The sequence below is a fragment of the Mesorhizobium sp. B2-2-3 genome (assembly GCF_006442405.1).
GTDB lineage: Bacteria > Pseudomonadota > Alphaproteobacteria > Rhizobiales > Rhizobiaceae > Mesorhizobium.
Map to the genome: position 1 here is coordinate 134857 of NZ_VFWC01000008.1, position 20982 is coordinate 155838.

At 64.9% G+C, this 20982-nt stretch carries 23 protein-coding genes; 15 read left to right on the top strand and 8 right to left on the bottom strand.

From position 1 onward, the window contains the following. The first annotated feature begins 107 nt into the window (after window positions 1–107). Window positions 108–305 carry a hypothetical protein gene (locus FJ951_RS16565; RefSeq protein ID WP_181165267.1) on the top strand — a complete coding sequence of 66 codons (198 nt, stop codon included), beginning with the start codon at window positions 108–110 and terminating at the stop codon, window positions 303–305. A gap of 145 nt (window positions 306–450) precedes the next feature. Here the strand turns inward: FJ951_RS16565 and FJ951_RS16570 are convergent, their stop codons facing one another. Continuing rightward, entirely contained in the window at window positions 451–2547 is a 2097-nt protein-coding gene (locus FJ951_RS16570; protein WP_140516024.1) for an EAL domain-containing protein, read from the bottom strand. A 216-nt stretch (window positions 2548–2763) separates the two neighbouring features. On the opposite strand from FJ951_RS16570, the gene FJ951_RS16575 reads away from it, so the two are divergent. Together FJ951_RS16575 and FJ951_RS28820 are read left to right on the top strand one after the other, a co-directional pair. Beyond that, window positions 2764–3213 (top strand): ester cyclase, encoded by a 450-nt coding sequence (locus tag FJ951_RS16575; RefSeq protein ID WP_140516026.1) that lies wholly within the window; start codon window positions 2764–2766, stop codon window positions 3211–3213. Window positions 3214–3848: 635 nt separating this feature from the next. After that, entirely contained in the window at window positions 3849–4547 is a 699-nt protein-coding gene (locus FJ951_RS28820) for a phosphatase PAP2 family protein (RefSeq protein ID WP_246671740.1), read from the top strand. A gap of 55 nt (window positions 4548–4602) precedes the next feature. Here FJ951_RS28820 and FJ951_RS16585 read toward each other — a convergent pair whose 3' ends face one another. Together FJ951_RS16585 and FJ951_RS16590 are read right to left on the bottom strand one after the other, a co-directional pair. Continuing rightward, on the bottom strand, window positions 4603–5139 hold the full coding sequence (locus FJ951_RS16585) for a hypothetical protein (protein WP_181167216.1): 537 nt from the start codon (window positions 5137–5139) through the stop codon (window positions 4603–4605). Between the two features lie 121 nt (window positions 5140–5260). Beyond that, on the bottom strand, window positions 5261–5587 hold the full coding sequence (locus tag FJ951_RS16590; protein ID WP_140500048.1) for a DUF1330 domain-containing protein: 327 nt from the start codon (window positions 5585–5587) through the stop codon (window positions 5261–5263). A 177-nt stretch (window positions 5588–5764) separates the two neighbouring features. Between FJ951_RS16590 and FJ951_RS16595 the strand changes: the two genes are divergently transcribed. Continuing rightward, window positions 5765–6457, top strand: coding sequence for a helix-turn-helix domain-containing protein (locus FJ951_RS16595; protein ID WP_140500050.1), 693 nt, complete (start codon window positions 5765–5767; stop codon window positions 6455–6457). Window positions 6458–6471: 14 nt separating this feature from the next. Here the strand turns inward: FJ951_RS16595 and FJ951_RS16600 are convergent, their stop codons facing one another. After that, window positions 6472–6870, bottom strand: a complete 399-nt coding sequence (locus tag FJ951_RS16600) for a type II toxin-antitoxin system HigA family antitoxin (RefSeq protein WP_140516028.1) — start codon at window positions 6868–6870, stop codon at window positions 6472–6474. A 123-nt stretch (window positions 6871–6993) separates the two neighbouring features. On the opposite strand from FJ951_RS16600, the gene ada reads away from it, so the two are divergent. The 4 genes from ada to FJ951_RS16625 all read left to right on the top strand — a co-directional run bounded on the left by ada (window position 6994) and on the right by FJ951_RS16625 (window position 9894). Continuing rightward, the gene (gene ada, locus FJ951_RS16605; RefSeq protein WP_181167217.1) at window positions 6994–8073 is read left to right on the top strand and encodes a bifunctional DNA-binding transcriptional regulator/O6-methylguanine-DNA methyltransferase Ada; all 1080 of its coding nucleotides are present in this window, start codon (window positions 6994–6996) and stop codon (window positions 8071–8073) included. 12 nt (window positions 8074–8085) lie between these two features. Continuing rightward, window positions 8086–8316 (top strand): hypothetical protein, encoded by a 231-nt coding sequence (locus FJ951_RS16610; protein ID WP_140500055.1) that lies wholly within the window; start codon window positions 8086–8088, stop codon window positions 8314–8316. Window positions 8317–8599: 283 nt separating this feature from the next. Further along, on the top strand, window positions 8600–9154 hold the full coding sequence (locus tag FJ951_RS16620; RefSeq protein ID WP_140516030.1) for a methylated-DNA--[protein]-cysteine S-methyltransferase: 555 nt from the start codon (window positions 8600–8602) through the stop codon (window positions 9152–9154). Continuing rightward, window positions 9151–9894, top strand: coding sequence for a 2OG-Fe(II) oxygenase (locus FJ951_RS16625; protein WP_140516032.1), 744 nt, complete (start codon window positions 9151–9153; stop codon window positions 9892–9894). The genes FJ951_RS16620 and FJ951_RS16625 overlap by 4 nt, the downstream gene beginning before the upstream one ends. A 150-nt stretch (window positions 9895–10044) precedes the next feature. On the opposite strand, the gene FJ951_RS16630 is transcribed toward FJ951_RS16625, so the two are convergent. Continuing rightward, a complete protein-coding gene (locus FJ951_RS16630) occupies window positions 10045–10632 on the bottom strand; it encodes a dihydrofolate reductase family protein (RefSeq protein ID WP_140516033.1) in 588 nt (195 codons plus the stop codon). A 140-nt stretch (window positions 10633–10772) separates the two neighbouring features. Here FJ951_RS16630 and FJ951_RS16635 point away from each other — a divergent pair, with 140 nt between their 5' ends. After that, complete coding sequence (locus tag FJ951_RS16635; protein WP_140516034.1) at window positions 10773–11189, top strand: helix-turn-helix domain-containing protein; 417 nt, start codon at window positions 10773–10775, stop codon at window positions 11187–11189. A 144-nt stretch (window positions 11190–11333) separates the two neighbouring features. Here the strand turns inward: FJ951_RS16635 and FJ951_RS16640 are convergent, their stop codons facing one another. Further along, the gene (locus tag FJ951_RS16640; RefSeq protein ID WP_140500063.1) at window positions 11334–11570 is read right to left on the bottom strand and encodes a hypothetical protein; all 237 of its coding nucleotides are present in this window, start codon (window positions 11568–11570) and stop codon (window positions 11334–11336) included. Between the two features lie 141 nt (window positions 11571–11711). Here FJ951_RS16640 and dinB point away from each other — a divergent pair, with 141 nt between their 5' ends. Continuing rightward, window positions 11712–12953: a DNA polymerase IV gene (gene dinB, locus FJ951_RS16645; protein ID WP_140516035.1), complete on the top strand. Its 1242-nt coding sequence runs from the start codon at window positions 11712–11714 to the stop codon at window positions 12951–12953. A gap of 47 nt (window positions 12954–13000) precedes the next feature. Here the strand turns inward: dinB and FJ951_RS16650 are convergent, their stop codons facing one another. Beyond that, window positions 13001–13534 (bottom strand): sterol desaturase family protein, encoded by a 534-nt coding sequence (locus FJ951_RS16650; protein WP_140500066.1) that lies wholly within the window; start codon window positions 13532–13534, stop codon window positions 13001–13003. A gap of 280 nt (window positions 13535–13814) precedes the next feature. Beyond that, the gene (locus tag FJ951_RS16655) at window positions 13815–14999 is read right to left on the bottom strand and encodes a Gfo/Idh/MocA family oxidoreductase (RefSeq protein ID WP_140516036.1); all 1185 of its coding nucleotides are present in this window, start codon (window positions 14997–14999) and stop codon (window positions 13815–13817) included. A 331-nt stretch (window positions 15000–15330) separates the two neighbouring features. Here FJ951_RS16655 and FJ951_RS16660 point away from each other — a divergent pair, with 331 nt between their 5' ends. The 5 genes from FJ951_RS16660 (at window position 15331) to FJ951_RS16680 (ending at window position 20713) form a co-directional block, all read left to right on the top strand. Then, window positions 15331–16224 (top strand): MurR/RpiR family transcriptional regulator, encoded by an 894-nt coding sequence (locus FJ951_RS16660; RefSeq protein ID WP_140500070.1) that lies wholly within the window; start codon window positions 15331–15333, stop codon window positions 16222–16224. Between the two features lie 70 nt (window positions 16225–16294). Beyond that, window positions 16295–17077 carry an SDR family oxidoreductase gene (locus tag FJ951_RS16665; RefSeq protein WP_140516037.1) on the top strand — a complete coding sequence of 261 codons (783 nt, stop codon included), beginning with the start codon at window positions 16295–16297 and terminating at the stop codon, window positions 17075–17077. After that, entirely contained in the window at window positions 17074–18609 is a 1536-nt protein-coding gene (locus FJ951_RS16670; protein WP_140516039.1) for a mannitol dehydrogenase family protein, read from the top strand. The genes FJ951_RS16665 and FJ951_RS16670 overlap by 4 nt, the downstream gene beginning before the upstream one ends. A gap of 38 nt (window positions 18610–18647) precedes the next feature. After that, window positions 18648–19562, top strand: a complete 915-nt coding sequence (locus FJ951_RS16675) for a sugar phosphate isomerase/epimerase (protein ID WP_140516041.1) — start codon at window positions 18648–18650, stop codon at window positions 19560–19562. Window positions 19563–19663: 101 nt separating this feature from the next. Beyond that, window positions 19664–20713 carry an ABC transporter substrate-binding protein gene (locus FJ951_RS16680; protein WP_140516043.1) on the top strand — a complete coding sequence of 350 codons (1050 nt, stop codon included), beginning with the start codon at window positions 19664–19666 and terminating at the stop codon, window positions 20711–20713. The last annotated feature ends 269 nt before the right edge of the window (window positions 20714–20982 follow it).

Sequence of the window (20982 nt, forward strand, 5' to 3'; positions counted from 1 at the left end):
TTCTTGCCGGAATCCCCCGGCATTTGAATAAAATCCGCCTGTGGATATTTACCCTGTGTTCCGCCAGACCGGCCAAGATATATTAGGGCGAGGTAATGGAGGGATCATTGACCAGCGATTTTTCAGCCGCCCGGGTGCATCTCGAACGCGCCTATCACTATTTGCGCGGCGATGACGAGACAAGCCGCTCGGCATGCGAAGCCCTCGACCTGCTGATCGAAGCGGTCGCGGAGGCGCAGCACAGGCGATCGGAGGCAGAGGTGTTGGAGTTTCCGCGATCGGCACGGTTCGCCGACCGCCAGTGATCGTTCCGCCGCGCCCGGCCGACCGCCCGGAGCCGTTCCAGGGGCCGTGCTTAACAGCTCTTCGGGATTGCCTAATACAGCTCTTCGGGATTGCCTAATGGAGTGTTGGAGTGGCTCGGCGATTCTGGCGGGCGGCTTGCCCGCTTCAGGCGCGCCGCCTGTCGGGCGTTCCGGCCGTCGCGCGCGAAACGATCGCCTCCAGCGGCTCGGGACGATGCAGAAAGAAGCCCTGACCGTAGGCGACCCCCATGTCCTGGAGCATGGCCAGCGTATCGTGCCGTTCGATCTTTTCGCCCACCACGGCGAAGTCGAGGCTCCTGGCAATGCCGGTCATCGCCAGCACGATCTCGCGGTCGAAGCGGCTGTCGGTGATATGTTCGATGAACGAGCCGTCGATCTTGATCGCATCGACGGGAAAGCGCCTGAGATACTCGAACGAGCTCATGCCGGCGCCGAAATCGTCGAGGCTGACCCGGCAGCGTCGCTCACGCGCCTTGCGCACGAAGTCCTCCGCGGCATCGAAATTGGTGACGGCCGCGGTTTCGGTGATCTCGAATCCGATGCCGGAATGCGGCGCACCGGTTTCCTCGATGGTGTTGTCGACGAAATCCCACAGCCCCGGATCGCTCAATGTCTGAGCCGACAGGTTGAAGCCCAGCGTCAGCGCCCCGGCACGCAGCGCCGGTCCGTGCCGCAACAGCGCCGTGCGAATGATCCAGCGGTCGAGTTTCGAGGCGATACCGAAACGCTCGGCCACCGGGATGAATTCGCCCGGCGGCACCAGCCGCCCGTTGCGCGCGGCGAGCCTCGCCAGCACTTCGACGTGCCGGCACTCTTGCCATGGCTTTCCCAGGAGATGGATTTCCTGGCCGAACAGTTTCAGCCGCCCGTCGTCCATGGCATCGACGGTGTCGGCTGCGATGCGCGCCGCATTGAGGCCGGCGGCTCCCGATCGCGCCGCGGCCGAAAACACCGCGAAGCGGTTGCGCCCCGCCGCCTTGGCCGCGTAGCAGGCGTCGTCGGCGCAAGCCAGCGCATCGGCCACGGTGGTCGTGGCGTCATCGATGAAGGCGATGCCGATCGAAGCCGCCAGTCGGCGCGATGACGCGGCCGGACCGAGATCGGCCTCGCGCACTGCCCCAAGCACGGCCCCGGCGATCCGCTCGGCCTGCACCGCGTCGCAATGCGGCACCAGCAGCGCGAACTCGTCACCGCCCAGGCGCGCCGCATGCGCCGACGACGGCAGGCAGCCGCGTATGCCCCCCGCGACGCTCTTCAGCGCCAGATCGCCGGCGGCATGCCCGGCGAAATCATTGAGCGCCTTGAAGTAATCGAGATCGACATAGAACACCGCCAGCGGCGCCCCCACCGCAATATGCTCGCCAAGCAGCCTGTCGAAGGCGGCGCGGTTCCACAGGCCGGTCAGCGCGTCGTGGCGGGCGGCATAGGCCAGTTCCTGTTCGCGCAGCTTGTCCTCGGTGATGTCGCGCACCGTGCCGAGGATCTGGCCGGCGGCACCGGCGGCGGCGACGAAACGCACCAGCGATTCGACATGACGGATATCGCCGTCGCGCCTGATGATGCGATATTGCGCGGCAATGACGCCGTCGGTTTCCAGCGGCGCCCTGTGGGCGCGTTCGGCCGCCTGCTTGTCGTCGGGATGCAGGTAGCTGTGCCACAGGTCGGCCGTCACCTCGTCGGTAACGGCGACAAGGCCGAAAATTTCCCTGGTGCGGAAATCCCAATAGCTTTTGTTGCTGGCGATGTCGTAGTGCCAGATGCCGGTGCCGCTGGCCGCGAGCGCCAGGCGGAAGCGGATGTTGACCTGTTCCAGCGCGGCCTCTGCCGCCTTCTGTTTCGAAATATCGGTCTGCACGCCCATCAGCCGGATCGGCTGGCCGTCGCCGTCGCGTTCGACGATGCCGCCGCGGTCGAGCACCCAGACCCAGTGGCCTTGCTTGTGCCGGAGCCTGAGCTCGGTCTCGATGGTGTCGGTCAGGCCGGCGATGTGACGGTCGCCGCTGGCCAGCGCCTGCTCGCGATCGTCGGGATGGGTAAGCCGCAGCCAGAGGTCGCTGCTGTTGGCGAGCTCGTCCTCGTCATAGCCCAGCATCCGCGCCCAGGTGGCGGAATAGAAACACTCGCCTGTCCGAAGGTCCCAGTCCCAGACGCCAAGTTGGGCGCGCTCCAGGGCCTTCTCCCAGAACGTTCCATCACGGCTTTTCTTGTCCTGACCCGCCATCTTCCGTTTCGTCCAACCCCGCCGGGGACAATCTGCGGCAAAACCAGAGAAGAAAGCGTTACCACGCCGGTGCCTCCGCCGCGTTCCTCGCTTGCGGTCCCGACTTTCGATTGGCGGGCAAGAAGCGGAGTTTGCCCGCCCGGCGATCCTCCTAGTGTTTGCGCGGGGTCGCCGCCCGCCCTGGCGATCTCGTGCAAACACAAGAGGACTTTTCCCATGACCAAACAGGAAGACAACAAGGCCGTCGTCGTTAGATGGTTCACTGATTTCTGGGGTGAAACCTGCGATCTTTCCGTCGTCGACGCCATCGCCGCGCCCGACATGCTCCTCAAATATTCGCTGCATGAACCGCGCCGCGGCCGCGAGGACATCAAGGCCTTCATGACCGATTTCCGCGCTGCCTTCCCGGACCTCAACTTCTGGGCCACCGCCGACCTCATCGCCGAAGGCGACTATGTCGTCGGCCAGTGGGAAGGCGGCGGCACCCATGCCGGTCCGGCCTTCAGCGATTTCCTCGTCGGTTCGCTGCCCGCCGCCACCGGCCGCACCATGCGCTTCACCGGCACCACGGTGCTGAAGGTGATCGAGGGCAGGATCGTCGAGGAGATCGGCCTCGACGACGGCGTCGCGGCGTTGACCCAGCTCGGCCTGATCAAGGCGGCTTGAATGAGAGGGACCATCGCCGTCCAGGCAGTGGTCCCTCTCGATTGCACGTGCGTGACGAAAGGCCTCTTGGCAGCAACCCAACACAGGGCCAGCACCGCCATCGTCCTCAGCCCGTATTTGAATACAATACTACACTATTGAGTATTACATTGGAAACCAGACACCATTACGGGTGCAACAAGATATTAATACGTTGCCGCCAGAACATTCATGACAAGTTCGAAAGCTGGCGGGACCTCCCTGATGAGTGGTTACACCGGAACACAGGGCGGCGATCTCCGATCGGTTTCCACTGTTGATCTTGGCGTGGCGACAACCAGAAGCAGCTGGCTGCTGACGGGCCTGTGCCTGGTCTGCGTCGCGACGGCGCTTTGCCTGCGGCCTGAGCGATATCTTCTGCTGTCCATAAAGTACTTCGGGACATTCCTCGGCTTGCTGCCGGTGCTGCTGGTGGTTGGCCTCGGGTTAACGGCATTGGTGTATGGCGGGCCCAGGCCGACAAGATTCATGGTGCACATACTCAAGGAACGCGGGCCGGCGGCCGCGCGGGTCGTCTTGCTATTCTTTCTCGGCATCATCGCTTTCACGACATTCAGGATCACCATACCGGAGATCGTGCCTTACTATGCGATCCCATGCTGGCCGACCTCGATCGTTGGCTGCACGGCGTCGATCCTTGGGTATGGACGCACGGCATCGTTTCAGAGCCCGCCTCCATGCTGGTTTTCAAGGCCTATATGTCCTGGTGGTTCATGCAATGGCTTGGCGTCGTGCTCTTCGTCGCCTTCTGGAACAGTCCCGCCCGGCGCATCCGCTATCTCTGGGCGTTCGCGCTCACCATGATGTTGTGTGGCACCGTTCTTCCAATCATGCTGTCATCCAGCGGGCCGATATTCTACGACCGGTTCTATGGCGGCAGCCGATTTGCCGGGGTGCTCGCAGCGCTGATGGCAGACCCGTATGCCTTGCCGGTGCGGTTCGCCGCCAGCTATCTGCTCGATGCACACGACAGCGGCAGCTCCGCGCTGGGCAGCGGCATCACGGCGATGCCAAGCATGCATGTCGCCATCGTCACGCTCAATGCCTTCTTCCTCACCGGCTTTGGTCGCCGCTGGGCCGTTGCAGGCTGGTCGTTCGCCGCACTCATCCTGTTCGGCTCGGTCTATACCGGCTGGCACTATGCCGTGGACGGCTACCTATCGATCATCGTGGTCTCTCTGCTCTGGTACCTGACCGGACGCTTCGTTCTACCGGCATCGGGGCAGCAGGCTTCCGACGTGGCCCAACAGTCTTCCGATACGGGATCGGCGGCCCCCAATCCCGCGCCGCGATAACGGGCCGGAGCGGACAGCGTCGAGCCAGGCGGCCTTCACCGCCTGGCTTCATTGCTTACTGGCTGGGCGCCACCGCGTGTTCGCACGACACTTTCGGGTTCATGTCGGCGAAGGTGCCGGTCGGGTTGCCCTTCCAGGCCCAGACATGCAGCTCGTAGAATTCGCCCAGGCCGTAGCGGTTGGGCGCACTGTTGAAGTTGAACAATTGGCCGTCCAGTGACGCCGGCCCCTTGGCGGTGATGTATTCGACCGCCACCAGCTTCAGTGTGCCGTCGGCCATCGGCTCGTACATCACGGCCTCGGGACGGGCAATGTCGATCTTGTCGTCCTTCAGGTACTGGCCGTTGACATAGTGAATGCCCATCGCGCCGCCGGTGATGCCGCTGGCGCAGGGAATGGGCGCATAGCCTTCGTCCGTGGCGACCTTGACGTCGAGGAACCGGCCGTTCGCCGCCCGCACCTTACCGGCCAGTGGATTCGCGCCGGATGTAAATGCGACCTCGTCCTGATGGGCCTGGGCGAAAGTGGCGCAGACGGCCAGCATGGCCCCCGCCATGAGAAGCCCGTTGTGGAATTTGCGTATCATGTTCATTCCATTCTTCTTGAAAAGGCCCAGCGCGCCGGCCGCCGGAAATACGGAGGCGCGGCAGGCAAGCGCCGTGATTGTCGTTGCTCGGAGAGCCCGAAAGCGATGCGACGGATGGAGGAAAGCTTCATCCCTTCGGCAGATACGGGATCGTCCCCGCCAGGTCTGTGTTGTCGATCATCTGGAAGCGGCTGTCGCTACCGTCCTGACGGGCCGAGACGAAGGGCGCGTAGGCCGGATCGTTGGCGAAGGCGCGCGCCGCCGCTTCCGACGGGAATGCCATCAGCGCGATCAGAGTGGTGTCGAGCGGCTTGCCTTCAAGCGTCTTCACATTGCCGCTGCGCGACAGATACTTGCCGCCATGCTTGTGGACGAGGTCGTGCACCGATGCGGCGTAGGCCGGCATCCACTGCGGGTTCTTCACCTTGATGTCTGCGATTACGTAGGTGGTCATGGTCTTCTCCCTGTTACGGCGCACAGGGGAGATCCCCGCGGCCGGTCAAAGGGCTCGCATGGCAGGGCCGGCGCCGGCCAGTCCGCGATCTGTACCGGGCCGGTACAGTTTCCGTACTGGCCGCTTCCTTCATGAAGGCCTAATGTTCAGCCCAGTTTCGAGGGAGGACGTCGGATCATGGCCCAGCACGGATACAAGCAGTTCTGCCCGCTATCGATGGCCGCCGAGGTGCTGTGCACCCGCTGGACGATGGTGCTGATGCGCGAATTGGTGGCGGGTTCGACCCGTTTCAACGACCTGCGCCGCGGCGTTCCCAAAATGTCGCCCAGCCTTCTGTCGCAACGGCTGAAAGAGCTCGAGCTCGCCGGGATCGTCGAGCGCAAGGAGGTGCCGGGCGAGAAGGGCATCTCCGAATACCGGCTGACGGAGGCCGGCCGGGATTTGCGCCCCGTCGTCGAGGCGATGGGCTTTTGGGGACAGAAATGGGTCGAGTCCCGGCTGTCCCTCAAGAACCTCGATCCGTCGCTGCTGATGTGGGACATGCGGCGCAATCTGAACCCCTCGCCGCTGCCCGACGGGCGCACCGTGATACAATTCCTGTACCAGGAGCTGCCGGCGTCCAAACGGTCGTGGTGGCTGATCGTCGAAAAGCATGGCGAGGTCGATCTGTGCTGGTACGATCCGGGCTTCGATATCGACCTCTACGTCTCGACCGACCTGCACACGATGACGGCGATCTGGATGGGATTGATCACCGTCGAGAAGGCCGGCGCGAAGGTCGCCTTGACCGGAGATCAGCACATCGCAAGGAAGATGCAGACCTGGCTCGGCCTCAGCCCGTTCGCGGTCGAGCCCAAACGGGCGGCGTAGAATTCTGGAGCCCGTTAGGCGCGCTTTCGACCCCGATCATTTGCAAGATGATAGGGTTGCACGAGGATTTCGGCCGGAATGTTCCATTCCTTGTTCAGTTTGAAGACCATGTCCAGGGTCAAGGCCCGCTTCCTGTTCAGCACCTCCGTTGCCCGGGGTGATGATCCGATCACCTCGGCCAGAGCCTTTCGCGGCAAGTTGAACAACTCCATGTGGGATTGAATGGCTTCAACGGGATCGGGTGCTTCAATGGGATAGTGCTTGTCCTCATAGGCCTCGATCAGGGTTGCGAGAACATCAAATCGGTCGCCATCGGGAGAGCCGATTTCCGGCTCGTTCTCGAAATATTGGGTGATTTCGGCAATTGCCCGATCGTAATCGGCTTCGGTCTTAAGAGGTCGAATGTTTTCCATCACACCTTCTCCGGATCAATCTTGTCATACTCTTTGTGTGTCCCGACGAATAGGCTCGCGTCCACCTCTCAGTTGGCAGGAAACGGGTGGCGACGCGGGTCGTCTGCGGCTTCAATGCCGGCCATGTTCATCACCCTTGCCAAGGATCTCAAACCCGCGCCGCTGCCGGTCGCCGACGATCCGCGCTGGACGCAAGTCGTGGCGCGCGACAAATCGGCCGATGGCAGCTTCTGGTATTCGGTGGCCACGACCGGCGTCTATTGCCGGCCCTCCTGCCCGTCGCGGCGCGCCAACCCGAAGAACGTGCAGCTCCACGACACGCTGGACGAGGCCAGGGCGACCGGCTTTCGCGCCTGCCGGCGCTGCAATCCCGACGGACCTTCGCTCGAGGCCGGCAACGCCGCGATGGTGGCCGAGGCCTGCCGCAGGATCGAACAGAGCGAGGAGGAACCGTCGCTCGGTGAACTGGCCGCCGCCGCCGGCCGCAGCGCCGGCTATTTCCACCGCACCTTCAAGGCCGTCACCGGCCTGACGCCAAAGGACTACGCGGCCGCCCGGCGCGCCGAAAGGGTGCGCCGGGGCCTGGAAGACGGCGCCAGCGTGACAGCGGCGATCTACGATGCCGGCTTCAATTCGAGCGGACGCTTCTATGAGAAGTCGGCCGGCATGCTCGGCATGACGCCGACGCGCTACCGCGCCGGCGGCGCCAGCGAGGAGATCCGCTTCGCCGTCGGCGAATGCTCGCTCGGCGCCATCCTTGTCGCATCGAGCAGGAAGGGGGTCGCCGCGATCCTGCTCGGCGACGACCCGGACGCGCTGGTGCGCGACCTGCAGGACCGTTTCCCCAAGGCGCGCCTGATCGGCGCCGACCGCGATTATGAGGCGCTCGTCGCCCGCGTCGTCGGTTTCGTCGAGGCTCCAAGGCTTGGTCTCGACCTGCCGCTCGACCTGCGCGGCACCGCGTTCCGGCAGCGCGTCTGGCAGGCCCTGCGGGACATCCCGGCCGGCCGCACCGTCTCCTATGCCGAGATAGCAGGGCGCATCGGCGCGCCGAAGGCGACCCGCGCCGTTGCCGGCGCCTGCGCCGCCAACGCGCTCGCGGTCGCCATTCCCTGCCACCGCGTGATCCGCAAGGACGGCGCCCTGTCCGGCTACGCCTGGGGCGCGGAGCGCAAGCGCGCGCTGCTCGGCCGCGAGGCCTGAGGAGGAGCGGCAATGGGCGCGATGGCAAGGTCTTCCACCACCGATGCGGACATTGGGATCCCCCATCGCGGCGCCGTCAGACGCGCCAAAGATGCGCGGTCGCTGGTGATGGCTGCGCTCGGGGAGCTTGTCGAGAGCGGCAAGGCCGAGTGGAGCCGTGGCGCGACCGGCGAGATCGAACTGCGGCTGTTATCAGGCGAGGTTTTTTTGCTTGGCGAGGTTGCTGTCATTCGTATCGCATAAATCAGCGCTCTACGGCGCCCCCCTCTGTCCTGCCGGACATCTCCCCACGAGGGGGAGATTGGCAATTTCGGCGTCCCACTCATTCCTGCAACGTCGTAGATTGGCGAAGGCGGTTGTGACAGCCAATCTCCCCCCAAGTGGGGGAGATGTCCGGCAGGACAGAGGGGGGCGCCGTAGGGTACTTACCTCCGCACCGTTCCGGAAATTGAATTTGAAAGCAAGCATCGGAGTGAGGAACGGAAAGCACGCGGCTAAGGTTCAGGCCCACAGAAGGAGTGAAGCAATGAACCTCACGCAAACCCACACGCCGGCGATAGCTGCCGGCGGGGCCGCCCTCGACACCATCACCTACGCCGTCGCCCAATCCGCCATCGGCAAAATCCTCGCCGCGCGCGGTTCCCTCGGCGTCTGCGCCATCCTGATCGGCTCCGACGCCGAGGCGCTGGCGCAGGACCTCGCCAGCCGCTTTCCCGGCAAGATGCTGGTCAAGAACGAGACCGCCTTGCATGACGATCTCGCAGCGATGGCATGTTTCATCGAAACGCCCGCCGCCGGCCTGGACCTGCCGCTCGACATCAGCCACGGCACGCCGTTCCAGCAAAAGGTTTGGGGCGAGCTTCGCAGCATCCGCCGCGGCGCAACCATCACCTACGCCGCCCTTGCCCAGCGTCTCGGCCAATCGAACGGCGCCCGCGCCGTGGCGACGGCCTGCGCCGCTAACGCGATCGCGCTCGGCATTCCCTGCCACCGCGTCGTCCGCGCCGACGGCACGCCCTCCGGCTACCGCTGGGGCACTGAGCGCAAGCACGCTTTGCTGGACAAAGAGGCCGCGATATGACCGCCCATGCCAAGGTTGCGGCATCGGTGGTGAAAGCCGCCGAGGAACGCGTTGCCGCTTACGACTGGCCAGCCCTAGCCGCCGAACTCGACGGCTTCGGCTGTGCGGTGATGGAAAAGCTGCTCACGCCGCAGGAGTGCCGACAACTCGCCGGGCTCTATCCGCATGAAGAACATTTCCGCAGCCATATCCACATGGCCAGGCACGGCTTCGGCAAGGGCGAATACCGCTATTTCCGCTACCCCTTGCCAGACCTGATCGGCGGGCTGCGCACGGCGCTCTATCCCAGGCTCGCCGAGGTCGCCAACCGGTGGAACGAACGCATGGGCATCGCCACGCGCTATCCCGAAACGCATGCCGCCTTTCTCAAGCAGTGCCACGCCGCCGGCCAGGTCAGGCCGACGCCACTTCTGCTGCAATATGTGCCCGGCGACTTCAACTGCCTGCACCAGGACCTCTATGGCGACCTCGCTTTTCCGGTGCAGGTGGCGGTTCTGCTTTCAGAACCCGGCGAGGATTTCACCGGCGGCGAGTTCGCCCTGACCGAACAGCGGCCGCGCATGCAGAGCCGGGTGGAAGTGGTGCCCTTGCGCCAGGGCGATGCCGTCTCCTTCGCCGTCCACAATCGGCCGGTGCAGGGCACCAAGGGCAATTACCGCGTCAATCTGCGCCACGGCGTCAGCCGCCTGCGCTCGGGCATGCGGCACACGGTGGGCATCATTTTTCATGATGCGAAGTGAATTGGTGAGGCCAAGGTGTTGACCAAGAGTACATCGAGGCGCGTGTTCCCTTCGCCCCTGGGGCTAAGGCACAACCGCGCTTGGTGCTGCATCGCCGACTGCCATGCCCAAGCTCAACGGCAGGCATGATATCAGTGCAATGCCTTTCGATTAGCCGGCCGGCGCGTAGCGGCTCACCACCATGCCGCTCGCATAGGATTTCGAGCCGAGCAGCCGCAGCCTGCCGAACCCGCCTTGGTCGAAGATGCGGCGGCCGGCGCCCAGCACGGCCGGGTTGATGAACAGCTGGAACTCGTCGACCAGCCTGGCCGCGATCAGCGCCGAGGCGAAGCCGGCGCCGCCGAACACCGCGATGTCGCCGCCCTCACCCCTCTTCAGCAAGTCGACCTCCCGCGGCAGGTCGCCGCTGACCACTGTCGTGCCCTCCCATCGCGAGGCCTTGAGCCTGTCGCTCGGCACCACCTTCCTCGCCTCGACGATGCGCTGGGCGAAAGCATAGAACGGGTCGCGCGGATATCTCTTCGCCGCATTGCCCCAATGGGTGAGGTAGCCTTCCTCGGCCATCTTGCGGCTCAAGAGGATGGTATCGATGCCGGCGAAGACGGCGTTGAAGTCCCGCTTCAGCTCCTCGTCCCAGGCGCTGTCGTCGCCCCATTCCCAGAGCTGCCAGCGATGATCCCCGGCGGCGCCGACAAAACCGTCGACCGACATCTGCATCTGGAGGATCAGCTTTTTCATTATGGTTCTCCCAGTCAAGGGCCGAGCGGCTCGTTTTACCCGTCCGGCCGGCACGGTTGCCGATGGTTTACATTTGGAACTATTGACCTGAGATGAAAATGATGTCAATAGTAAAGCGATTTAAAAATGGAACCATACACATGTCGACACGGGACCGGTCTGGCTGCCCCATCAACCTGTCGCTCGAACTGCTCGGCGACCGCTGGACGCTGCTCATCATCCGCGACCTAGTCTTCGCCGGAAAAAAGCACTTTCGCGAATTCCTGCAATCCGATGAGGGCATTTCCTCGCGTACGCTGGCCGAGCGCCTCCAGACATTGCAGGACGAAGGCATCCTCACCCGCAGCGGTGATCCCTCGCATGGGCTGAAGGCGATCTATCGCCTGACCGAGGCCGGCATCGACCTTGTGCCCGTGCTGGCCACGCTCGGCGCCTGGGGCAGCAAGCACCGCAAGGCCGACGATGATCTGGCAAGGATCGCCGATAAGCTCGCTGCCGACGGCGAGCCGGCGCTGGAGCGCCTCAAGCAGGCGCTGCGGGCGGAGCATCTCGGTTGATGGATGTCGCCAAGGCGGCCTCGGGGACAACGACCCGCACAGGCAACGCGCGTTAGAAAGTGCGTCACGGCCCTCTGTTCGGAATAGCGCAAAAACAAGCGATTGGAACGGTTGCGTGATGCATTGCAGCACGCCGGCGACGAGCTATGGCGTGCGCAATATGTCGGCGCCCGCCTGCTCATCGAACAGCACGGCGCAGCCGCACTGCAGCGCGACTTCACTCAGCGCATTCGCGACTGTTTCGTCGGCCGAGACGAAATCGCCGGTCAGCACCCGCAATTCCTCCACGGCCTTGGCCATCGAAACCAGCCGCCCCGCGGCGCGGTCGGTCGAGCAGGCGTTGACGACGCAAACCAGATCGATCATTTCAAAGTTGCCCATGCCAGCCTCCGCACGCGGCGCCCTTCGGCCGTCAACGCGATTGTGAGCGACAATGTTCCGGCGGATCGCGACCTCGCTTGACAGCGAGCAATGTTTGTTCTCTTTATGTTCCATACTCTACAACGTCGCGAGGAACCGGGGATGGAGCCCACCATCCTGCATGCCGATCTCGACGCTTTCTACGCCTCGGTCGAGCAGCTTCTCGACCCCTCGCTGCGCGGCAAGCCGGTCGCGGTCGGCGGCGGCGTCGTGCTCGCCGCCTCCTACGAAGCCCGCGCCTTCGGCGTGCGCGGCGGCATGCCGGGGCGCAAGGCGCGCGAGCTCTGCCCGCAGTTGATTTTCGTCGGCGGAAATTTCCGCGACTACCAGCGGCTCGGCGACGCCGCGATGAAGGTGCTCGACGATTTCACGCCGCTGGTCGAGCGCATCTCCATCGACGAGGCCTTCGCCGATGTCGCCGGTTGCACGCATCTGTTCGGCCAGCCGCGGGAGATCGCCTCGACCATTCGCCGCCGCGTGCGAAGCGAACTCGGCCTGCCGATCTCGATCGGCGTGGCGCGCACCAAGCACCTGGCCAAGATCGCCTCGCAGGTGGCCAAGCCCGATGGGCTGGTGGTGGTCGAGCCCGGCACCGAGATCGCCTTCCTGCATGACCTGCCGGTCTCCCTGATGTGGGGCGTCGGCCCGGCGACCAGCGCGCGGCTGGCCGAGATCGGCGTCCAGACAATCGGCGAACTGGCCAGGACGCACAGCGGCGCGCTGGCGCGGCTGCTCGGCCCTGCCGCCGGCGAAAAGCTTGCCGCCTTGTCGTGGAACCGCGATCCGCGCAAATTGGAAACACGTCGCCGCGCCCATTCGGCCGGTGCCCAGTCGGCGCTTGGCCGCAAGCCGGCACTGGAATGCGTCTACATCCCCGTCCTGCTGCATCTGGCCGACCGGGTCGCCAGCCGGCTGCGCGCCAAGGCGCGCCCCGGCCGCACGGTGACGGTGCGCGTGCGCTTCGCCGACCTCAGCGCCGTCACCCGCTCGATCACGCTCGACCAGCCGATCTCGGCGACGGTGATGCTGGCCGAGATCGCGACAGACCTGGTGCGGGGCGTGCTTGCCGATCATCCGCATGACAGGACGATTTCGCTGCTGGCGATCTCGGTCTCGCATCTGGAGGAAAGTGCCGAATTGCAGCTCGAACTGCCGCTCGGCCTCGCCGACGAAAAGCGCCGCCCCGGCACCAGGAAGGGCCTCGCACGCTTCGGCGCCGACCGCGCCATCGACAAGATCCGCGAGCGTTTCGGCAAACAGGCCGTCGGCTACGGCACCGTGGCGCTGGAGGCGGCCCGCTCGGTGCCCGACGAGTTCAGGGAATTGGCGCAGAAGGAATTGTAAGCGGGAATGGCTGTCTGCGCTTCCCGAATGGCGCACACCAGTTGGCTTCAGAGCCGCATCGTGCCGAAGACCCGATCCCAGAACAGCGACGTCACGCCGAAATTGACATTTTCGTCGACATGATGATGCAGCGCGTGGCGGCGCTTCAGCGTGTAGAGATAGCTCGGATGAGTGGGATGCCAGTGATGGATCACATGGTGGATGCTGACGTACCATAGGTAGCCCAGCATCAGCCCGCAGCTCGCCGCGCTGGCGACCGCGAAATCCGAGACCATCCATACGGGAAAGAACGCGACAAGCGCATGCACGCCGAGGCTGAGCCAGGTCGGCGTGCCCACCGGACTGCGCTCCTCGACATGATGGCGGGCGTGCAGATCCCTGATCCAGGGAATGTGGTGAAGGACGAAGCGGTGCATGACGTATTCGATCAGCGTCCACAGACACAGGCACGCCAGCGCCGTCGCCAGCCAGCCTGGCGCGCTCTCTTCGCCGGCCTCGATAAGCCCGGCCACAGCCAGCAGGGCGATCGCCAGGGGGTAAACCACGAAGTCGCTGTAGTATCCAATGAGACCGAGTTCCATCGGAGCAAGCCTTCAACGCCGAAGAAGCGACAGATTGCCGAATGCGCGGGCGGGGAGCAACGCGGATGCGCCTGACATAGCGTCGCAATCACCTCGCGCGAGGTCGGCGGCAACGATTTGGAAGCCAGTCAACCGGCTGTTGCCTTCGAAACCAGCCTCGCAACGGGCTTGAAAAATGGCGGAACACAGCGCGGTCCCGAATGGACGGCCAACTCTTGATCGCCGTCAACCGCGCGGCACCGTCGGGCGTGGCCGCGATGTCACATTGGATGGCACACCCTCACCCGAACCTTGCCGCCGTCCACGCCCCGTCAGCCGCGTTCGACTCCACCGCCGCGGCGACGAACTTCACGCCGCGCGCGCCGTCGACCACATCGGGCACCTGCGCCGCCCGGGCCGCATCGACGGCGGCGCCCGAACGATGCGCGCGGATGATGTCGGCGGCGTCGCGGTAGAAATTGGCGAAGGCCTCGATATAGCCTTCGGGATGAGCGGCCGGCATGCGCGACACGCGCCGGCTTTCCTGCGTCGAGCCATGGCCGCCGCGCACGAGCGTGCGGCTTTCCTCGCCATATCTGGAGAAGCGCAGTTCCTCGGGCCGCGTGCCCGACCATTCAAGCCCCGCCTTGTCGCCATAGATGCGCACGGAGAGATCATTATAGTGGCCGGGCGACGTCTGGCTGGCCAGGATCGTGCCGCGTGCCCCGCCCGCCCAGCGCACCAGCACATGCGCGTTGTCATCGAGCCGCCGTCCCGGCACGGCGGTGAACAGGTCGGCCGACACCGTCTCGGCCTCGCGGCCGCTGATGAAACTCGCCAGGTTGAAGGCATGCACGCCGATATCGGCCAGCACCGCCGACTGGCCCGCGCGCGCCGGGTCGGTGCGCCATTCCGCCTGTTTCTGGCCGTCGGCATCGATCGGCCTGGTCAGCCAGTCCTGGATATAGGCGCCGTGCACGGAGACGATGCGGCCGAGTTCGCCCGCCGCCACCATCTCGCGCGCCTGGCGCACCATGGCGTAGCCGGTGTTGTTGAGGGTGACGACGAAGCGGCGATTTTTCTCCCGCGTCAGCGCCACCAGGGCTTGCGCCTCGCCCAGCGTCGTCGACAGCGGCTTGTCGCAGATCACATCGATGCCGGCTTCCAGAAAGGCTGTCGCGACCGGCGCGTGCAGATAGTTGGGCGTGACGATAACGACCGCCTCGATGCCGTCCGGGCGCGCCGCCTCCGCCTTGGCCATCATGCGGTAATCGGCATAGCTGCGCTCCGGCGCGATGCCGATCTCGGCGGCCGAGGCGGCGGCATTCCCGGGGTCGGACGACAGCGCGCCGGCCACCAGCGCGATCTGGTCGTCGAGCCGCATGGCGAGGCGATGCACCGCGCCGATGAAGGCGCCCTGCCCGCCTCCCACCATGCCGACGCGCAAACGCTTGCCCGCCGATCCGTCCGATGTCGCATAGACCATGTTTGTCTCCTCCGATTTAAGGATGTCAAGCCAGCACCCACCGTCGAGTTCTGTAGCGCCCCCCTCTGTCCTGCCGGACATCTCCCCCACAGGTGGGGAGATTGGCAGCGTCGACCGCGACGCCTTTCATGCAACGCTGGCAATTTGGCGAAAGCCGGCGTGACATCCGATCTCCCCCCTTGTGGGGGAGATGTCCGGCAGGACAGAGGGGGGCGCCATAGGGTGCTATGTTGAATGCATCGAACTTCTTCGCTGCAGAACAGCTACCACCCTCGAACAGGATTTCCAATTTTCATATTGTAAAACGATCGTATCGCGCTAGCCTGAAATCATGAGCGGGGCGCGCAAATCATCCGGACGGTCCAGCGCCGACGAGGCGACGACCCGCAAGCGCGGGCGCTCGCTGGCGGCGCTCGGCTATATCAAGCCGCAGACTTACGAGGAGCTGCGCGCGGTGCTGTCGTCGGGCACGGTCCATTTTCCCAAGCGGCTGCGCCAGGTCGCGATCTTCCTGTGGCAGCATCCGAGCGACGTCGCGCTCGGCACCATCGCACAGGTCGCCGCGCAGGCAGGGGTGCAGCCTTCGACGCTGGTGCGCTTCGCCCAGATCTTCGGCTATGCCGGCTTTTCCGATTTCCAGGGCCTGTTCAAGGACCATGTCAAGGCGTCCTGGCCGGAAGGGCGCGGCCAGGAACGCACGCCGCGCGTATCCAATGCCGACCTGCATTTCCTGCGCGGCATGGTCGGCGCCTCGCAGGCCTCGCTCGGCCGCATCGAAACCGGCTTCGATATCGAGAGCTTCGAGAAAATGGTGGCGTTGCTTTCGGCCGCCGAGCTGATCTACGTCATCGGCTCCAAGCGCGCCTTTCCCGTCACCAGCTATCTCTCGCTGACCTTGTCGCAGCAAGGCGTGCGCAATGTGCTGGTCGACAATGTCGGCTCCACCGCGCTCGACCAGGTCGGCTGCATCGGCAGACGCGACGCGGTGCTGGCGGTCTCCTTCAGTCCCTACAATTCGATCACGCCCGACCTCGTCGCGGTCGCCCACGAGCGGCGCGCGCGGATCGTCACCATCACCGACAGCACTTTTTCTCCGCTGGTCAAGTTCTCGGACACCTGGCTGGAAGTTGTGGAACAGGACTTCGCAGGCTTCCGCTCGCTGGCGGCGTCGCTCGCCGTCGGCATGGCTTTGGTCCATGGTGTCGTGGCCCAACGGGCAGAATGATTGCGCGGTTGACTAACGGGAACTGACATTCCATATCTTCAGAAATAGAAACTTTGTTCCGGGAGGAGGAATGGAGCTTCAGCTCGACGGCAAGATGGTGCTGGTCACCGGCGCGACGCAAGGCATCGGCCGGGCAGTCGCCGAAACCTTGGCGCGTGCCGGCGCCGGCGGCCTGCTGGTCACCGGCCGCGACGGGACGCGCGGCGAGGCCGTTGCTGCGGAGCTCTCGCAAGCGGGCACGCCGGCACACTTCATCGCCGCCGAGCTTTCCGACCCGGCAGCCCCTGCCCTCCTGGCGCAAGCCTGCATCGACCGCTTCGGCCGTATCGACGGTCTCGTCAATGCCGCCGGCCTGACCGACCGGGCCTCCTTCCTCGATGCGACCCCCGACGACTGGGCCTCGCTGTTCGCCGTCAATGCCCGCGCCCCTTTCTTCCTCGTGCAGGCGGCGATTGCCGACATGCGGAAGCGGGGCCAGGGCGGCGCGATCGTCAACATCCTGTCGATCAATGCCCATTGCGGTTCGCCCGAGCTCGCCGTCTATTCCGCCACCAAGGGCGCGCTGGCGACGCTGACCAGGAACGCCGCCAACGCCCACCGCTTCGACCGCATCCGCGTCAACGGCATCAATGTCGGCTGGACCGATACGCCCGCCGAGCGCGTCATGCAGGCCGAGACGCTCGGCCACGGCGCCGGCTGGCTCGATGCCGCCAACGCCGCGCAGCCCTTCGGCCGGCTGTTCTCGGCGGAGGACGTGGCCAGGCTCGCCGTCTTCCTTCTCTCCGACGCCGCGGGACCGATGACCGGCTCGCTGATCGACCAGGAACAGTGGGTGATCGGAGCCAACCGGTGAGCAGAGCCGCGCACGAGACGCTCGGTCCGGCCTTGCTCGGCCGCCTGACGGCGACGGTGCAAAGGCCCGGCTATGACCGTGCCTTGCTCCAGGCAGGCATGGCGCATCTCGGCGTCGGCGCCTTCCACCGCTGCCACCAGGCCGAATACACCGACGACCTCCTGGCGCGGAGCTTCGGCCGCTGGGGCGTGGTCGGCATCAACATCCGTCCGCCGGCGCTCGCCGATACGCTCGGCCCTCAGGACGGGCTCTACACCAGGCTCATCCGCCAGGATTCCCATGTCGAGGCCCGCGTCATCGGCAGCATCGTGCGCATTGTCGATAGCCAGGCGAGCGCTATGCCCGCGCTCGAAGTGCTCTCCTCCCCGGACATCGAATTCGTGACGCTGACCGTTACCGAAAAGGGCTATTGTCATATTCCGGCCAGCGGCGCGCTCGACCTCGACCATCCCGACATCGTCCACGATCTCGCAAACCCGCTGACGCCGCGCAGCGTGCCCGGCATTCTGGCGCGGGCGCTGGAGCAACGCATGGCCACGCACGGCCGGCCGCTGACGCTGCTCTCCTGCGACAACATCCCGGCGAACGGCACCATCCTGGAAAATGTCGTGCGGACTTTTGCCGAACGGCGCGGCAACGGCCTTGCCGGCTGGATCGCGGCCAATGCCGCCTTCCCCAGCGCCATGGTCGACCGCATCGTGCCGGCGAGCACGCAGGCCGATCTCGACGGTGTGGAGCAGCTTTTCGGCTACCGCGATGGAGCCGTCGTTGCCGGCGAGCCGTTCCGGCAATGGGTGATCGAGCAGAAATTCGCCGGCCGCGTGCCGCGCTGGGACCTGGTGGGGGCAACCTTCGTCGACGACGTCACGCCGTTCGAGCATCTCAAGATGCGTGTGCTGAACGGCGCTCAGACGACGCTCAGCTATCTCGGCGTGCTGGCCGGCCTTGAACACACTTTCGATGCGATGGCGGACCCGCTGCTGTCGGCCTTCGTGCGCCGCATGCTCGTCGAGGAGACGCTGCCAACGTTGAAGCCGGTGCCCGGCATGGACCCATCAGCCTATGTCGAGCAGAGCCTTGGCCGTCTGCAGAATACCGCGATCCGCCACCGCAACCACCAGATCGCCACCGACGGCTCGCAAAAGATCGTGCAGCGCCTGCTCAACCCGATCCGCGATCAGCTGGGCGAGGAAAAAAGCATTGCGCTGCTGTCGGTATCCGTCGCCGGCTGGATGGCCTATCTGATCCAGGCTTCATCCCGGTTCGGCCGGCGCTGGCCGGTGTCGGACCCCTATGCCGGCAAGATCGCAGGCATAGCGGAGGCAAGCGGACGCGACGTCCCGGTACTGGCTGCGGGCATCCTGGCGATTGACGCCATCTTCGATCCCGCCCTCGCCGCCAACGACATGTTCCGCAAGGCCGTCACATCGGCGCTCGACGGGCTGTTGTCGGACGATCCGATGGCAACCGTCAGGCATGCATGCGCGCAACCGGCAGATGAGCGGTTGAAGCAACCGGCACGATCTGCATAGTAGGAATCGGTCGTGAATTCACGACCAGGGGAGGCACTATGAGGCTTGGACTGCTCACCGCACCGTTCGCGGAGACGCCGCTCGACGCGGTCGCCGACTGGGCAAGCTCGGCAGGCTTCGAGGCGCTGGAAATCGCCTGCTGGCCGAGAGCCTCCGGCGCCAGCCGCCGCTATGCCGGTACAAGCCACATCGACACCGCCGCGACCTCGCCGGCGCAGGCCAGGGACATCGCGGCAAACCTTGCCGGCAAGGGGCTGACCATTTCCGGTCTCGGCTATTATCCCAACCCGCTGCATCCCGATGCCGCCCACCGCAAGACAGTGATCGACCATCTGAAGCGGGTGATCGTGCTGGCCGCGAATATGGGCGTTCCCCTGGTCAACACCTTTTGCGGCGGCGATGCCTCGAAGACCGTCGACGTCAACTGGCAGCACGCGCTCGAAATCTGGCCCGACATCGTCGCCCATGCGCGCGACCACGGCGTCAAGCTCGCTTTCGAGAACTGCCCGATGATCTTCAGCTATGACGAATGGCCGGGCGGCCACAACATCGCCTATTCGCCGCTGGTCTGGCGCCGCATCCTCGAAACCTGGGGCGGCGATGTCGGCATGAATTTCGATCCTTCACACCTGGTCTGGCAGATGATCGACCAGGCCCGCTTCATCAGGGAATTCGGCCCCTACATGTTGCATGTCCACGCCAAGGACCTGATGATTGATCATGATGGTTTGTACGAGCGCGGAATCCTTTCGTCTGGCATAGGCTGGCAGGTGCCGCGCATGCCGGGGCTGGGCGATGTCGGCTGGAACGGCTTCTTCTCCGGCCTCTACCGTGCCGGCTATGACGGCCCGATCATCATCGAGCACGAGGACCGGTGGTTCGAGGGCAGCGACGATAAGGTCAAGCGCGGTTTCCTGCTTGCCCGCGACGTGCTGCGTCCCTTCGTCAAATGAAGGCGCAAAAACAACATCGAGGCGCCGCCTGAATCTCTTTCTGCGCGGCCCGGTGTAACGACTTGGAATTGAAATGAAAATCAAAGTGGAGGAAATCTGAAATGAAGAAATACCTGACCATGGTGCCGCTGCCCATTGTTCCGCTCCTCGCCGGTGCTGCCTTGCTGGCCTCGATGGGCGCCTCGTCCGCCGAGGGCAAATACACGATCGGCATCTCCAACACCGTGCAGGGCAATGGCTGGCGCGAGGAGATGGTCTGCGCCATGAAGGCGCAGGCGCTGGCCTCCGGCGAAGTGACCAAGCTCAACATCGCCCACCGCAACACCGACGCCGCCGGGCAGCTCGAGGACATCCGCAACCTGATCAGCGCCAAGGTCGACGCCATCGTCGTCAATCCGGCTGATCCCGCCGGCATCAAGGCGGGGCTGGAGGAAGCCACCAAGGCCGGCATCGTTGTCGTCGCCGTCGACCAGGCGGTCACCGAACCCTCGGCCTACATCATCTCCAACAACCAGGAACAATATGCCTATCTCGGCGCCAAATGGCTGTTCCAGCAGATGGGCGGCAAGGGTGAGGTGTTCTACATGCGCGGCGCCGCCGGCGCCTCCGCCGACTCGGATCGCGACAAGGGCTTCAAGAAGGCGCTGGCCGAATTCCCCGACGTGAAGGTCGCGCAGGAAGTGTTCACCGGCTGGCAGCAGGACCAGGCCAAGCAGCAGATGCTGTCCTTCCTCGCCACCGGCACGCCGTTCAACGGCGTGTGGACCTCGGGCATCGACAACGTCATCGTCGACGCGCTGGTGGAATCGCAGGCGCCGATGGTGCCCGTGGTCGGCGCCGACAATGCCGGCTTCGTCGGCCAGCTGAATTCGGTCAAGGACCTGGTCGGGGCCGCCGTGACCAATCCCGGCTCGATCGGCGGCGCCGGCGTGACGCTCGCGCTCCAGATCCTCGACGGCAAGAAGCCGGCGCAGCAGACCGTTCTGGTCGAGCCGCAGCTCTGGGAAAACGCCACCGAGGAAGGCAAGGCCAAGCTGAAAGCCGCCGCCGATCCGTCGCTCAGCCCCGAATGGCCGGTCTCGATCTCGATCCCGGACTGGACGACGTACACCAAGGACCAGATCGTCGCGTGCAAGGGGCCGGGGGAGTAAGGGCTATTTTGACTGGCTAGCGAGAATGGCGTTTGCCGTCCTCGCCAACCAAAGGTTTGATAGGTTAGCGCTCTACGGCGCCCCCCTCTGTCCTGCCGGACATCTCCCCCACTTGGGGGGAGATTGGCAGTTTCGGCGCCGGCTCTCGTCTTGCCACGTTGAAAATTGGCGAAAGCCGAAGTTACGGCCAATCCCCCCCTTGTGGGGGAGATGTCCGGCAGGACAGAGGGGGGCGCCGTAGAGCGCCAGCAATTGAGTTTCTGGTACGG